The following is a 14,752-nucleotide window of genomic DNA, read 5'->3' as shown; positions in this document are numbered from 1 at the left end:
GCCATAGCCCTGCACTTTGCCCGACGCCGTCTTCAAGGATCGCGTCGGGCTTTTTGCATGCCTGAACCTGCCCTAAAATACTAACCGATTATAAACCACGGCGTGCAAAGCTCCGGCCTGAATGCAGGTCCGAGGGGGGACTGCAAAAAAATACTTTGGTCAACATGACACTGACCTTTTTCCATCGGAGCACCATCCATGCGGATCTCAAGGAAGCTGCCCGCGGCAGCGGCTTTGTTCGCGCTTGTTTCGCTGAGCGCCTCTTTGATCATCAATCTTTATCTGGAAAGCGAGACGCTCAAGAACCAGGTCTACCAGAAACTGGAGGCGACGGCTGACGGGCGCCGCAACGAGGCCCGCGAATATCTGCAGGGCGTCCGGCTCGACGTGGAGGCGCTGGCCTCCAACTTCACCACGCAGCAGGGCTTTTTCGGCTTCAACGGCGCCTGGCGCAAGCTTGGCGAGGATCCGACGGGCGAATTGCAGACGCGCTATATCGACGACAATCCCAATCCGGCCGGCGAGAAGTTCAAGCTGGAAAATCCGGGCAAGGACAATTACGACCGTGCCCATCGCCAGTATCACAAGATCCTGCTCTCGCATCTGCAGGCGCAGGATTACTATGACCTTTTCCTGATCAGCCCGACCGGCGAGATCGTCTACAGCGCGATGAAGGAACGCGACTTCGCCACCAATCTGACGACCGGTCCCTACAAGGACAGCGGTCTCGGACAGGCCTTCCGCAAGGCGATGGAAGGCAAGGACGCCGGGTCCGCTGAGGCGGCGATGTCGAACTTCGAGCCTTACGAGCCGGCCGGCGGCAAGGCGGTCTCCTTCATCGCCTATCCGATGCTGCAGAACGGCCGCTCGATCGGCGTTCTGGCTTACGGACTGTCGAACAGCCGTTTCAATGCCATCTATGCCAACCGCAAGGGGCTTGGCCAGACCGGCGAAACCATTCTGCTTGGTCCGACCGGGCTGATGGTCAACGACAGCACGCTGACAGCGGAAGACGATTCGATGACCTCGAAGCTCGCCGACACCGTGGTGAAAAAGGCGCTCGATGGTCAGGAAACCACCGGCATTCTCGATGGCTACCGCGGCATGATGAGCTATGCGGCCGCTGTGCCGCTGGAATTTGCCGGCAACCGATGGGCGGTGGTGGCCCTGATCGGCGAAAGCGAGATCGGGGGCGAGATCTTCTCCGCTGCCCTCTGGTCGATCGGCTTCGGCCTGCTGCTGATCGTCGTCGGCGCCATCGTCGCGGTGATCTTCGCCCGCAGCATCACCAAGCCGATTTCCGACGTGGTCGGCGCCATGCAGGCACTGGCCGGCGGCGACACCAGCATCGAGCCGAAGGGACAGGAGCGTCAGGACGAGATCGGCGACATGGTCCGCTCGGTGGCGATCTTCCGCCAGGCCGAACTCGACAAGCAGTCGCTGGAAAAGGAGGCCGAGACCCGGCGCCATTCCAGCGAGAGCGAGCGCCAGCTGCGCGAGACCGAGCGGGCGGCCGAACAGGCTGAACTTGCCGAGGCGATCGACGTGCTGGGCAAGGCCCTGCACCGGCTGGCCGAGGGCGACCTGACGGCAACGATCACACGCCCCTTCGCCTCGGGGCTGGACCGGTTGCGGCTCGATTTCAATGCCTCGCTGGAACGCCTGTCGCAGACCATTTCCTCCGTGCGCGGCAATGTCGTCGAGATCAACGGCAAGAGCCGCAAGGTGGGTACGCTCACCGACGACCTGTCGCGCCGCACCGAGGAGCAGGCCGCCGCACTGGAGGAGACATCGACCGCGATCCGCCAGATCATGGACGCCATCCGCCATTCCTCCGAACGGGCCGAGACGGCTTCCAGGCTCGCGGCAGATGCCCGTACCAATTCCGACCAGTCCGGCGAGATCGTCGGCGATGCGGTCAGCGCGATGGAGCGGATCAAGAACGCCTCGAGCGAAATCTCCAAGATCATCAATGTGATCGACGAGATCGCCTTCCAGACGAACCTGCTGGCGCTTAATGCCGGTGTCGAGGCGGCGCGGGCCGGCGAGGCCGGCAAGGGCTTTGCGGTTGTCGCGCAGGAGGTGCGCGAACTCGCCCAGCGCTCCGCCAACGCCGCCAAGGATATCAAGCAGCTGATCACCAAATCCGGCGCGGAAGTGGCAAGCGGTGTCGACCTCGTGCAGCAGACCGGGCAGGCGCTGTCGACGATCGCCGGTCAGGTGGTCGAGATCAACGATCATATCCATTCGATTGCCGGTGCCGCGCGCCAGCAATCGTCGGGGCTGAAGGAGATCAACGCCGCAGTTGGCCGGATCGAGGAGGCAACCGCCAAGAATGCGCAGGCGGCCCAGCAGACCAATGCCGAAATGCGCCAGCTGTCAGGCGATGCCGACGGCCTGTCGCAGCTGGTCGGTCACTTCGCGGTAGAGGCGAGCGAGGGTCATGGCCACGCATCGGGCGACCGGCCGGCATCGGCCGCGCGCCTCGCGGTTGCGACCGAAGGGCAGAAGCCCGCAGCCTCACCGGCCCGCTCCCTGATGAACCGGCTGACGGCCGGGCTGGGCGGTGCAAAGGCTGCGGCTTCCAATGCCGAGACGAACAAGGACTGGGAAGAGTTCTGAGCCAGACAAGCGCTGTCATCGATATGAAAAGACCGCCGGATCAAAACGCGCCGGCGGTCTTTTACGTGGACTGGATAAGGACGGAGGGGGTTAATTGCCCTTCGGTGTGACCGACGGATCGGCCGGGGCATCGTCCCCGTCCGTCGCGCTGTCTGCCGGCGTGCGGTCGTTCATGTAGCCATCCATGATCTGCTCGACGGCCTTCTGGTAGTTCTTCTGCACTTCCAGTCCGCTGTCGAACATCGAATTCATCATGTCGGTGAACGGCGCGCTCATTGCCGCGGCATCCTCCGCAGGCTTTGTCTTCGACTTCGGCTGCGCTTTCTTGTCCTTGGCATCGGCTTCGGCTGTCGGGGCCGTGCCCCCCATCATATCCTGGAGGCTCTTCACGAAGGGGTTGTCGAAGAAGGGATTGCCGGCAAACGGGTTCGCAGCGGGCTCGGCTTCCTTCTTGGTGCCCATGCCCATCATCTGCTGGAAGGCCTGGGTGAAGGGATTGTCGAACGGATTCATCGCCTGCGGTTCCGGCTTCTTCGGGGCAAAGCCGGTGTTCTCGAGCCACTGCTGCGTCATCTGGGCCATCGGGCCGTTGGCAAACGGGTTGTTCGCCATGTTCATCTGGCCGGTCGCCTGCTTGAACAGGCCGCCCATCAGGGTTCCGGCCATCACCGGCATCATCTGCTTGTAGATTTCCTGACCGATGCCGGTCACCTGGGCCGCCTGGGCGGCGATGGCGCGGGAGACCTCCTTCGAGCCGAACAGCTGTTCCAGCACGGAATTGCCGTCGGCCATGCCCTGCGGCGTGAAGGCCTTGTTCATGTCCTCGAAATATTTGGCATAATTTCCCGACGACAGCGTCTGCCACAGGCTCGTATAGTCATACGGATTGCTGGCCGACCGTTTCAGGCCCGAGGAAAATGCCGGCGTCAGGGCGGCCATCGCCTGGGCCGCCTGTTCCTGCGCAAGGTTGAACTGGGACGCCATCGCCTCCATGGCCTTACCGTTCTGGGCGCGAAGCATCATATCGAACAGTGGCAGCATGGGTGGTCCTCTCCTTTACGCTGAAACATGGGTTTCGGCGCACTATAACCGGAAAGGACGCGGTGCAAACAGGCTTTTCTATCAAACCGGAAGCCGGCGAGGTCTAAACCTTCTGGAATCTCCGACGGTTAGTATTGGTATTCTTCGAATACCGGTTCGACCGAGCCGTTCCACCTGCCGTTGAACAAGCCGATAAGGTCGTCGGCAAGCGTGCCGCGCTTGGCGAGGATCTCGTCGAGAGAGGCGAGGAAGACGCCTTCGTCCTGACCTTCGGCATTGAGCCGGCCGCGGCGCTTCAGGCCGTCGCGCGACAGGCCGACAAGGTCCCGGGCGATGGCGTGGACGCTGCGATTGCCAAGCGCCGCGTCGAGGCCGCCGGCGGGCACGGTGTTGCGCAGGCCGATCACGTCGTCATAGCCCCAGTCCTTGGTATACTGGTCTGCCGCGTCGAGTGCTTCGCCGTCGTAGAGCAGGCCGACCCAGAACGAAGACAGGGCGCAGATGCGCCGCCAAGGGCCGCCGTCGGCACCGCGCATTTCGAGAAAGCGCTTCAGCCTGACGTCGGGGAAGAGTGTCGACAGGTGATTGGTCCAGTCGCCCATGGTCGGTTCCCAGGCGGCGATCTCGCCCTTCAGCGCTCCGGCCATGAACTGGCGGAAGGTGATTGCGGTACAGTCGCGGTAGCGGCCGTCGCGGACGATGAAATACATCGGCACGTCCAGCGCCCATTCGACATAGTCGGCAAAGCCGAAATCGTCGGTGAGCGTAAACGGCGGCACGCCGGAACGGTTGTTGTCCACGTCGCCCCAGATGTCGCCGCGCCAGGACTTGAGCCCGTTCAGCGTGCCCTCGGTAAACGGCGAGGAGGCAAAGAGCGCCGTCGCGATCGGCTGCAGCTTCATGCCCACGCGCATCTTCTTGCGCATGTCGGCTTCCGAGGAGAAGTCGAGATTCACCTGGATGGTGCAGGTGCGGTACATCATGTCCAGGCCCTTGGTGCCGACCTTCGGCATGTAGCGGGTCATGATGTCATAGCGGGATTTCGGCATGCGCGGCGTTTCGGTCAGGGTCCATTTCGGGCTGCCGCCGATGCCGAGAAAACGGATGCCCATCGGTTCTGCGATTTCGCGCAGCATCGCCAGATGCTGGTTCGACTCGCGACAGGTCTCGTGCAGGGTCTCGACCGGCGCACCGGAGAGTTCGAACTGGCCGCCGGGCTCGATCGAGATCGCGCCTTCGCCACTGCCGCCGGCAAGGCCGATGATGTTGTCGCCGTCCATGATCGGCTCCCAGCCGAGCCGCGACTGCATGCCGGTCAGAAGGGCCGAGATCGAGGCATCGCCGTGATAGGGGACGGGCGCGTGGCTATCCTTGAAGAAGGCGAACTTCTCGTGCTCGGTGCCGATGCGGAAATCGCTTTCCGGTTTGCAGCCCTCGGCCAGGTAGGCGACAAGTTCTTCAACCGCGTGGATCGGTGTGTCGTCGGTGGTATCACGGGCCATGAAAACTAAACCTTGGATCGAGTGCCTGCCGGCGCATTGCTATGGAGCTGTCGGGCTCGTTGATTGGCCCGGATTGACATGGGGCACAAGTGAATTTCTTTCAACAGCCTGTCAACGCGCCAAAAGTCGCGATCGCCTCCGGGCGGCTGTCGCTCAGCGCCAGTCGCCGATGGTGGCCTGGACGACGGCCAGCGCTGCCACCGCCGCCGTGTCGGCGCGCAGGATCCGCGGACCAAGCGGGATGGCTGTAACGTAGGGCAGGGCGCGCAGCATGTTGCGCTCGTCGTCGGAAAATCCGCCCTCCGGCCCGACCAGTACCGCCAGCCGGCTTTCGCCGATGGCCAACAGCTTCGGCACGGGATTCTGGGTGTCGCTGTCCTCGTCGCAATAGATGATGTGCCGCTCCGGCGACCAGCTTTCCAGAAGATCCTTCAGCTTCACCGGCGGTTTCACGTCGGGAATGTCGAGGATGCCGCATTGCTCGGCGGCTTCCAGCGCATTGGCCTGCAACCGGTCGAGATTGGTGATCTTGCCCTGCACGTGCTGCGTCATCACCGGCTGCAGCACGCCTGCGCCCATCTCGACCGCCTTCTGCAGCAGGTAGTCCATCCGGCCGACCTTCAGCGGCGCAAACAGGAATTGCAGATCGAGGGGTGCCGGCTGCGGCCGGGTCTGTTCGGAAACGTCCAGACGGATCTTCTTGCGCGACGGGAAGGTGACCGACGCTTTCCATTCCCCGTCACGACCGTTGAACAGCAGCACCTCGGTGCCCTCTTCGTAACGCAGCACATTGGCGAGATAATTGAACTGTTCGGGCGTGGCATCGACGGGGACGCCGGCGCTCAAGCCTGCCGCGACATGCAGCCGCTGCATCCGGTAGTTCGCGCGCATCGAGGTCTCCTTACGTGAAGACGGCGAACATAACCCAATAAAGCCCGGCCGCAATGGCCGCGGCCGCGGGCACGGTGATGATCCAGGCCGCGACAATGGTCATGAAATGCGAGCGGCGCACGAGATAGCGCCGACGCATCTCGTCCGGATTGACAGGCTTCTTGTCCTCGATCTCCCAGCTGTCGGCCTTCATGCGCATATATTCCATGCGGCGCTTGGAATTGCGGGTGTACCATTCGCGGAAGAAGCCGACGCCGAAGACGGCACCGACGGCAATGTGGGTGGAGCTCACCGGCAGGCCGAGACCCGAGGCGACAATCACGGTCAACGCGGCCGACAGCGCCACGCAGAAGGCGCGCATCGGGTTGAGCTTGGTGATCTGCTCGCCGACGAGCTTGATCAGCCGGGGGCCGAACAGCAGCAGGCCGAGCGAAATGCCGGCAGCCCCAATCACCATGACCCAGAGCGGAATGGCGACATCGCTGGCGATCTCGTGCGCCTGGGCGGCATGCACAATGGCCGACAGCGGACCGATTGCATTGGCGACATCGTTGGCGCCATGGGCGAAGGAGAGCAGGGCGGCCGAGAAGATCAGCGGCAGCTTGAACAGCTTGCGCAGTGACTGGTTGCGGTTTTCCAGTCCCGATGCCTGGCGGCGCACCAGCGGCACCGAGACGGCCCAGCCGAGAAAGGCAACGACGATGCCGACGCCGATCGCCTCGACAAGCGTCAGGGCGATCAGGTGCTTGAGGCCCTTGACCGCCAGATAGGCGGCAAAGGTGCCGGACATGATGGCAATCAGGATCGGCACCCAGCGCTGTGCGGCAGCCAGCTTGTCGGCGCGGTAGATGATGAATTCCTTGATGAAGGCGAGGAAGAGCGCGGCGATGATGCCGCCGAGCAGGGGCGAGATCACCCAGCTGGCGGCGATGCCGATCATGGCGCTCCAGTTGATCGCCGTAATGCCGGCGGCGGCCGCACCGGCGCCCATGACCCCGCCGACGACGGCATGCGTCGTCGAGACGGGCGCGCCGATCCAGGTCGCCAGGTTGACCCAGAGCGCGGAGGACAGCAGGGCTGCCATCATCGCATAGGTAAAGACGTCCGCATTGGCGACCCGCGCCGGATCGATGATCCCCTTGGATATGGTCGAGACCACGTCGCCGCCGGCGATCAGGGCACCGGCCGTCTCGAACACGGCAGCGATCACCAGCGCCGTTGCCATCGACATGGCGCGCGAGCCGACGGCCGGGCCGACATTGTTGGTGACGTCGTTGGCGCCGATGTTCATCGCCATGTAGCCGCCGATCGCGGCGGCTGCGATCACCAGAACCGCGCCAGGCTGGTTGGAGACGTAAAGACCGGCAAACAGCGCCGACAGCACGAGGAAGATCAAGGCAAAGGAGAGCGGCAGATAGCCGCGCGACACGAACTGGGTCGCTTCCTCGACATAGGTGAACTTGTCGAGGTCCTTGTCCAGGGTCGGCTTGTAGAGCTGTGGTTTGGCCTTGCCCATGGCAGACGATTTCTCCGGCGAGCGACGGGACGCTCCCCGTGTAGCGCGTAGTCGTGACACTGATGACACGGCGGACCGGCGCGATGGCAGGCCGCTGATGGTTTAACCCGGGGTCCTAGAGGGAAATCCGGCCGGTTTCAATATGACAGTTATGTGACAGCCGCTTCTCCTCAGGAGACTGCGGATTTGACGCTTTCCTGGCGGGCGATCTCGGTCTCCTGACGCAGCCGCAGGAAGAGGATCTTCAATTCGGGTTCCTGCACCCGCGCGGCGGCTTCCTGGCAGCTGACCCATTCCAGGCGGCGGCTGGCGCGTTCGGGAAAGTTCTTTTCCATTTCCCGGACTTCCAGCAGATGCGTCTGCACCCGGCAGGTGACATGCAGGCCGGTGCGCAGCTTCTTCTGGTAGCTGTAAAAGCCGTAGGGCTCCCGCTCCACATTGCCCTTGACGCCGGCCTCTTCCCAGGCTTCGCGCTCGGCCACGGCATGGGATTTCTTGCCACGCATCGGCCAGCCCTTGGGGATCACCCAGCGGCCGGTATCGCGGCTGGTGAGCAGCAACACCTCGATCCCCGCCTGCTTCTTGCGGCGCCGATAGCATAGCGCTGCATATTGCTGGCGCGGAGGGCGCTTGAGCATCAATTGCATGTCGTGAGCGATGCGGCTGACCAAGGTCAATTTTGAACGAATCTCCCTGAAAACGGTTAGAGTGCCGCCGTCCTGCGGCAATTTCAATCACTCTGAATATCACTATACGCGTATGAGACGCTTCGAGCCGCCGCAGGATGCGCAAAAAAGACGACCATTTGCGCAAGGATGCAAAACCGGGCAGCAGCCAATGCTGGGTGGCTTATGCTGAATGCCAGCGAATCTTAATATATCAGGCTTTGCCGAAGCTTGCGCGCCTGATGGCCGGTTTATTTGCCTTTGAAAGGCGGCCGGCTCATGGGGCAGGCTTCAGGTGGCGGCTGTCACCGAAGCCGGCATATTCACGACGCCACCGGATGCAGGAAGGCGAGCCTCAAAGGGCGGTGCGAAAATGCAGAAGGCCTTCCGTGATCCCGTCCGCGGTGTCCTGGCTGGCATGGAAGAAGCGGGAACCCTGCGGAAAGCGTCGGCGCAACTCCTCCAGGCCATTGGCGGGTATGATGCCCCTGACGTCCGGTACCTGGAACATGCCCGCGTCATTGCCGGTGTCTCCGGCGACGATCACGTCTCCAAGGCCGATGCCGAGCTTGTCGGCAAGCCAGATCAGCGCCTGTCCCTTGTCGGCATTGGCCGGCAGGACGTCGAGATCGCGACCGCTGGAATAGACCACCTTGACCGCCAGCGCCTCGGCTTTCAACCGCTGCTCCACTGCGCTCACATCCTCTTCGGTGGCATCGTGGAGATACCAGCTGGACTTCAGCGCATGCTGATAGCGATCCGGCTGACGGGCAAGACCGGGCATGCCCGCCAGCAGGGCATTGATCCGCTCGACGTCATAGCCATCCGTCAGGGTTTGCGTATAAGCGTCTGCCAGATGCGGCTGGCGGTCGGAGATCAGCATGGTGCCGACGCCGCCGATGACGAAATCGGCGGGCGGGAGGCCTTCCCCGGCGGTGAAGTCGAGGATGTCATCCACCAGGCGTCCGCTATTGTAGACCAGAAGCGGGCGCTGGACCGGATCGAGGCTGTCCCAGAATTCGGCAAAGCGCTGACTCGCGTGCCGATCGCCGGCAAGCGTGCCATCGATATCGGATGAGAAGAGGCGAGCCGACATGTCCGATCAGTCGCCGTCGTTCCAGGGCTCGGCCCAATCGCTCTCGTCGAGCGCCTGGTTGACCGGCCGACCCTCGACCAGCGCCACCAGCTGCTGGGCGATCCCGGTCCAGGTGAACAGCGAGCGGGCCTTGTGGGCGCCCATGCGCGACAGGCGGCCGTAGAGCCGTGCATGCTTGAACGGCTTCATCATCGTGATGCCGAGATCCTCCTTGTCGAAGGGATCGGCAAACAGGGCGTGCCGGCCGTAGCTGACCGCACGGAACAGGCCGCCATGCACGGTGATGACGGTCGGCGTGCCGGAGGCCATGGCCTCGATCGCGGTCATGCCGAAGGGCTCGTAGCGGCTGGACAGCACGAACATGTCGGCGGCGCGGTAATAATCCGGCAGTTCCTCGTCGGAGACGAAGCCGGAGAATTTGACCCGATCCTCGATGCCGTATTCGGCGACCTTGTCCTTGAGCTCCTTGAGGATCTTTGCCTCGTTCTCGTCCATGTTCTCGCCGCCGAGCGCCAGATGCAGGTAGGCGTCGGGCACGCGGCTCGCCATCACCGAGAAGCCGTCGATCAACAGGTCGTAGCCCTTGTTGGTCGCAAGCCGGCCGAGCGCCACCACCACCTTGCCCTCGAAGCCGAAATGCTGGCGCGCCATTTCGCGTGATGCACTCGACACCGGATAGAAGCGGTTGTCGTCATAGCCGGGCGGAATCATGTGCACCTGATTGCGGGCAAGCCCGTAGTCATTCATCAGCATGTCGAGCTGGATCGGCGTCGTCGCCACCACCAGCTGGCAGCTGCGATAGACGATCAGCTCGTGCTTGATGCGTTCGGAGAAGTTGAACTCCTCCTCGAACCTGTCGGCCTTTTCCGGGTAGTCGGTTTCCATCTGCCGCTTCTTCCACAGACCCAGCGAATGCGGGGTGTGGATGTGCGGCACGTTGAGCGCCTCCGACAGCCTCTGGCCGGCAACGCCGGCATCCCAGTAGTGGCTGTTGATGAACTGATAGTTCAGGTCCTCGCGCTTGATGAAGCGGAGCGCCTTTTCGCACCATTCGCCAAGATGGCGGTGCAGATATTCCTTCGGGATGAAGTCCTTGCCGCCGCAGGGGATGCGCACGACGCGGACCCGCTCGTCGACTTCGTCAAATGCCGGCTGGTCCTCGAAGCGTCGCGTATAGACGTCGACATAGTGACCGAGTTGTCCGAGTTTTTTGGCAAGCTCCAGCACATAGACGACCTGGCCGCCGGTGTCCGCTGCGCCCAAAGGAGGGTGGGCTGCGACATAACCATGGGTTGAAACCAGGGCAATGCGCGGCATATCGTGATAATCTTTATCGGTGTGCATAACTATCCTAGGTTAGGAAATGCATTCTCTGAAGGCAACCCGCTAACGCCAAATTGGCGCATTTGTTCCGCTTCTGCAAAATAATATTGCGCATTGCATTCCAATTCGAGGAGTCATAAGGCGCCGGTGGGTCCGCTTACTTTTGCGAGCATGAAAAAGTGCAGTGTTTTCCTGACCCTATGGCGAGCACGGTGAACCTCGCGGTGCAACATTCCGGCCTGCACGGCTGGCCACGCGGCGTTGTCGCCTTTGTACCGGAGCGGCACGGCGCGTCGGAGCGCTGCCCAATTCGGCGTCTCCGTGCCTCGAAACATCATTTGAAAAAAATCTGAACCGGTTCGATTGAAAAAGCCACCTTAGGTCGAAACCCAAGGCGGTGGAGCGAAAACTGCGGTGACCAACAGGGAGCGCGTATTTCAGGCCTATCTTGTGTCGGCCGCCCGGCTTGGCGACCGCAAGGCGATGGAGCGCCTGGCCGAGATGTGCGGACCGCGGCTGCTGGCCCATGCCGGCCGCCTACTCGATGACCGGCAATCCGCCGAAGATGTCGTCCAGTCTGCCTGGATCGACATCCTGCACGGATTGCCGCGCCTTGCCGATGATCGGGCCTTTATGCCCTGGGCCCTGCGGATCGTCAGTCGCCGCGTCGTGCACGTGATCCGGAGGCGCCAGCGGCAGAGGCGGCTTGCCAGTCAGCTGCGACCGGAGGCTCCTGAAAGCGCGACGTCGCAGGGGCCGCCAGCTGCCGATGCCGCGACGATCCGCGCGCTGATCGACAGGCTGGATGCACCGCACCGCGCCACGCTGGCGCTATTCTATCTCGAAGACCTGAGCGTGGCCGAGGTGGCCGTGGCGCTCGACATACCCGCCGGCACGGTGAAGTCCCGGCTGACGACCGCGCGGCACAAGCTGCGGGCATTCCTGAAAGGAGAAACCGATGAGCAAGATCGATGACATGATCCGTGAGGCGCTGGAGGGCCGCGACCGGGACCTGCTCGGCCAGACGGGGGAACTGGGCTATCTCGAGCTCGGCCTCAGCCAGTTTCGCGGCCGGCTCGGCTGGGTGACCTGGGTGGTGATGATCGCACAGATCATCTTCTTCCTGATCGGTGTCTGGTGCCTTTTCCATTTCTACGGCAATCCGGATCTGCTGTCCGCGCTCAAATGGGGGATCAGTGCGGCGATCTCGTTGCTGTTCGCGCTGCAGCTGAAGCTGAGCCTGGCGCCGCAGATGCAGGCCGACCGGGTGATCCGCGAGTTGCGCCGGGTGGAATTGTTGCTGGTCGCCCGGGGTGCCAAGTCGGACGATGCGACGAAGGATTGACGCTGCGGGCCCGGACCTTACGCCCAGGTGCCGCCGATCTCAGGTTTTGCCCGCGTCCCAATAGGGAACCGGGCCATACAGTCCCGCGAGATAGTCGATGAACAGTCGCACCTTTGCCGGCAGGAATTGCCGGCTCGGATAGACCGCCCAGAGCGCGACATTGCGCGAGCTCTCATAGGCCGGCAGCACCTGGACCAGCCGGCCCGTCTGCAGCTCCGGACCGATATCCCAGGTCGAGCGCAGGGCGATGCCGAGGCCCGAGATCACGGCTTCGCGGATTACCTCGCTCGAATTGGTGATCAGCATGCCCTCCGGCCTGAGGCTGATCGGGCCGTCCGGTCCCTCCAGCCGCCAGGTCTCGAAATTATGCGCCGGCAGGCAGCGATGCATGGCGAGATCCTCGACCGTCTCAGGCATGCCATGGGCGGCAAGATAATCGGGCGAGGCGCAGAGAATGCGCCTGACGGAGGCCAGACGCCGCGCAACCAGGCTGGAATCGGTGAGCTCCGCGATGCGGATCGCGAGATCAAAGCCATCGCCGACGATGTCGGTGAAGTCGTCTGAGAGTTCCAGGTGAACCGCCAGTTCCGGATGCGCCTGCATGAACGGCTTCAGGTGCGGGGCGATATGGATACGGCCGAACGAGGTTGCGGCGGAAACCTTCAGCGTGCCGCGCACGTCCGTTGACCGGCCGGTGGCGAAGGCATCGGCCTCTTCCAGTCCCGCCAGAACGGAGAGCACCCGGTCGTAGTATCCCTGGCCCGCCTCGGTCAGCGAGATCTGCCGTGTCGTGCGTTGCAGGAGCCGCGTGCCGAGCCTGTCTTCCAGCCGCTTGATCCGCTTCGACACCACGGCCGGGGATAGGCCGAGCGATCGCGCCGCCGTCGACATGCTGCCGGTCGCTATCACCCGGGCAAAGACTTCGAGATCGCCAAGATTGGTCATGATCCATTTATTCCGTTTCGGACATAAGTGACTAGCATTTGCGCCGATCCACTGGAAGTGGTAATTTTTAAAGACCAATTGCCGAAGGCAAGCGGGTGATGTATGCCGGAGGTCACAAAAGGGGAGGCTTTTGATGAGCGATGCGATCGCATTTCTGCCGCCGGATCAGGCGATCCTGGGACGGCGCGCGCAGATCATTGCCGACCTCGAGGACCTGTTGCCGCCGGAGCGGCTGGTGCACGCGCCGCACCGGCTGGTGCCTTTCGAGACGGACGGCTTCATTGCCTATCGCCGCCGACCGCTGGCGGTGGCGCTCCCGGAGACCACGGCCCAGGTCTCTGCCGTTCTGAAATACTGCCACCGCTATGGCATTCCGGTCGTCCCGCGCGGCGCCGGGACCTCGCTGTCGGGTGGTGCGATCCCGCAGGAGGATGCCGTCGTCATCGGCCTGTCGGCAATGACCGGTATCCTCGATATCGACTATGCCAACCGTGCCGCGACCGTGCAGGCCGGCGTCACCAATCTGTCGATCTCCGACGCTGTCTCGGCCGATGGCTTCTTTTATGCCCCCGACCCGAGCTCGCAGCTCGCCTGCACGATCGGCGGCAATATCGGGATGAATTCGGGCGGCGCCCATTGCCTGAAATACGGCGTTACCACCAACAATCTGCTGGGCGTCAAGCTGGTGCTCATCGACGGCACGGTGGTCGAACTCGGCGGCAAGCATCTGGATGCCGAAGGCCTGGATCTGCTCGGCCTTGTCTGTGGCTCGGAGGGGCAACTCGGCATCGTCACCGAAGCGACCGTGCGGCTGATTGCCAAGCCGGAGGGCGCGCGCCCGGTGCTGTTCGGCTTCGACAGTTCGGAAGACGCCGGCGCCTGCGTCGCCGACGTGATCGGCGCCGGCATCATCCCCGTCGCGATCGAATTCATGGACAAGCCGGCGATCGAGATCTGCGAGGCATTCGCCCATGCCGGCTATCCGCTCGATGTCGAGGCGCTGCTGATTGTCGAGGTCGAGGGTTCCGAGGCGGAGATGGAGGCGATGTTGTCGAGCATCGTCGAGATCGCCGGACGCCACGGGGTGAAGACCGTGCGCGAGTGCCAGTCGGCGAGCGAGGCGGCGCTGATCTGGAAAGGCCGCAAATCCGCCTTCGGCGCCACCGGCCGGATCGCCGACTATATCTGCATGGACGGCACGGTGCCGCTCAGCCAGCTATCCTACGTCCTGCAGCGCACCGCCGAGATCGTTGCGGGCTACGGGCTTCGCTGCGCCAATGTCTTTCACGCCGGCGACGGCAACATGCATCCGCTGATCCTCTACAACATCAACGACCCCGAGGATGCGGCAAAAGCCGAAGCCTGTGGCATGGACATCCTGCGGCTCTGCGTCGATGCCGGCGGCTGCCTGACCGGCGAACACGGCGTCGGCATCGAGAAACGCGACCTGATGCGCCACCAGTATTCCAAGGCCGACCTCGCCCAGCAGATGGCGGTCCGGGCCGCCTTCGACCCCGGCTGGCTGCTCAACCCGAACAAGGTGTTTCCGCTGGAGGGCAGGGGATGAGAGATGTGGAGCGACGTTTGCCGTCCGTGCTGGCAAGGGACGGATACGTTTACGCGATGGGTGGCTGGTATGTGTCGCGTTGTCGGTGTTCGCGGCGATACCCCCCTCTGTCCTGCCGGACATCTCCCCCTCATGGGGGGAGATCGGCTGGGCGCGAGGTCAGCGGCCTAGTAGAGACTCGCAATCGGCGCGAACACACACTTCCGAGCGCCTTGAAACGGCTTCACCTAAACCGATCG

12 protein-coding genes are annotated in these 14,752 nt (G+C 63.1%); 4 read left to right on the top strand and 8 right to left on the bottom strand.

Annotated elements, in window-relative coordinates; translation table 11 throughout:
* Positions 1-264: 264 nt before the first annotated feature.
* Complete coding sequence (locus J2Z17_RS09620) at positions 265-2,622, top strand: methyl-accepting chemotaxis protein (protein ID WP_209944257.1); 2,358 nt, start codon at positions 265-267, stop codon at positions 2,620-2,622.
* Positions 2,623-2,712: 90 nt separating this feature from the next.
* On the opposite strand, the gene J2Z17_RS09615 is transcribed toward J2Z17_RS09620, so the two are convergent.
* The 7 genes from J2Z17_RS09615 to J2Z17_RS09585 form a co-directional block, all read right to left on the bottom strand.
* Complete coding sequence (locus tag J2Z17_RS09615) at positions 2,713-3,663, bottom strand: DUF937 domain-containing protein (RefSeq protein ID WP_209944255.1); 951 nt, start codon at positions 3,661-3,663, stop codon at positions 2,713-2,715.
* 128 nt (positions 3,664-3,791) lie between these two features.
* On the bottom strand, positions 3,792-5,165 hold the full coding sequence (locus J2Z17_RS09610; protein WP_209944252.1) for a glutamate--cysteine ligase: 1,374 nt from the start codon (positions 5,163-5,165) through the stop codon (positions 3,792-3,794).
* Positions 5,166-5,318: 153 nt separating this feature from the next.
* Complete coding sequence (locus J2Z17_RS09605) at positions 5,319-6,056, bottom strand: 16S rRNA (uracil(1498)-N(3))-methyltransferase (RefSeq protein ID WP_209944250.1); 738 nt, start codon at positions 6,054-6,056, stop codon at positions 5,319-5,321.
* Between the two features lie 10 nt (positions 6,057-6,066).
* Complete coding sequence (locus J2Z17_RS09600) at positions 6,067-7,572, bottom strand: inorganic phosphate transporter (RefSeq protein WP_209944248.1); 1,506 nt, start codon at positions 7,570-7,572, stop codon at positions 6,067-6,069.
* 170 nt (positions 7,573-7,742) lie between these two features.
* Complete coding sequence (locus J2Z17_RS09595) at positions 7,743-8,210, bottom strand: NUDIX hydrolase (RefSeq protein ID WP_209944363.1); 468 nt, start codon at positions 8,208-8,210, stop codon at positions 7,743-7,745.
* Between the two features lie 382 nt (positions 8,211-8,592).
* Positions 8,593-9,333, bottom strand: a complete 741-nt coding sequence (locus J2Z17_RS09590) for an HAD-IIB family hydrolase (protein ID WP_209944246.1) — start codon at positions 9,331-9,333, stop codon at positions 8,593-8,595.
* A 6-nt stretch (positions 9,334-9,339) separates the two neighbouring features.
* Positions 9,340-10,650: a glycosyltransferase family 4 protein gene (locus J2Z17_RS09585; RefSeq protein ID WP_245223968.1), complete on the bottom strand. Its 1,311-nt coding sequence runs from the start codon at positions 10,648-10,650 to the stop codon at positions 9,340-9,342.
* A 420-nt stretch (positions 10,651-11,070) separates the two neighbouring features.
* On the opposite strand from J2Z17_RS09585, the gene J2Z17_RS09580 reads away from it, so the two are divergent.
* Together J2Z17_RS09580 and J2Z17_RS09575 are read left to right on the top strand one after the other, a co-directional pair.
* On the top strand, positions 11,071-11,631 hold the full coding sequence (locus tag J2Z17_RS09580; protein WP_209944242.1) for an RNA polymerase sigma factor: 561 nt from the start codon (positions 11,071-11,073) through the stop codon (positions 11,629-11,631).
* Positions 11,615-12,001, top strand: a complete 387-nt coding sequence (locus tag J2Z17_RS09575; protein WP_209944240.1) for a DUF6768 family protein — start codon at positions 11,615-11,617, stop codon at positions 11,999-12,001. Before J2Z17_RS09580 ends, J2Z17_RS09575 begins: the two co-directional genes overlap by 17 nt.
* 39 nt (positions 12,002-12,040) lie before the next feature.
* On the opposite strand, the gene J2Z17_RS09570 is transcribed toward J2Z17_RS09575, so the two are convergent.
* Positions 12,041-12,946: a LysR family transcriptional regulator gene (locus J2Z17_RS09570; RefSeq protein ID WP_209944238.1), complete on the bottom strand. Its 906-nt coding sequence runs from the start codon at positions 12,944-12,946 to the stop codon at positions 12,041-12,043.
* 133 nt (positions 12,947-13,079) lie between these two features.
* Between J2Z17_RS09570 and J2Z17_RS09565 the strand changes: the two genes are divergently transcribed.
* Positions 13,080-14,513, top strand: coding sequence for an FAD-linked oxidase C-terminal domain-containing protein (locus tag J2Z17_RS09565; protein ID WP_209944233.1), 1,434 nt, complete (start codon positions 13,080-13,082; stop codon positions 14,511-14,513).
* Positions 14,514-14,752: the final 239 nt, after the last annotated feature.

Origin of the sequence: Heterorhizobium halophytocola, from assembly GCF_017873095.1 — a bacterium.
In the GTDB taxonomy this organism is placed as follows: domain Bacteria; phylum Pseudomonadota; class Alphaproteobacteria; order Rhizobiales; family Rhizobiaceae; genus Allorhizobium; species Allorhizobium halophytocola.
The sequence above is the reverse complement of the archived record's forward strand: the minus strand, read 5'-3'. Positions and strand labels throughout refer to the sequence as shown.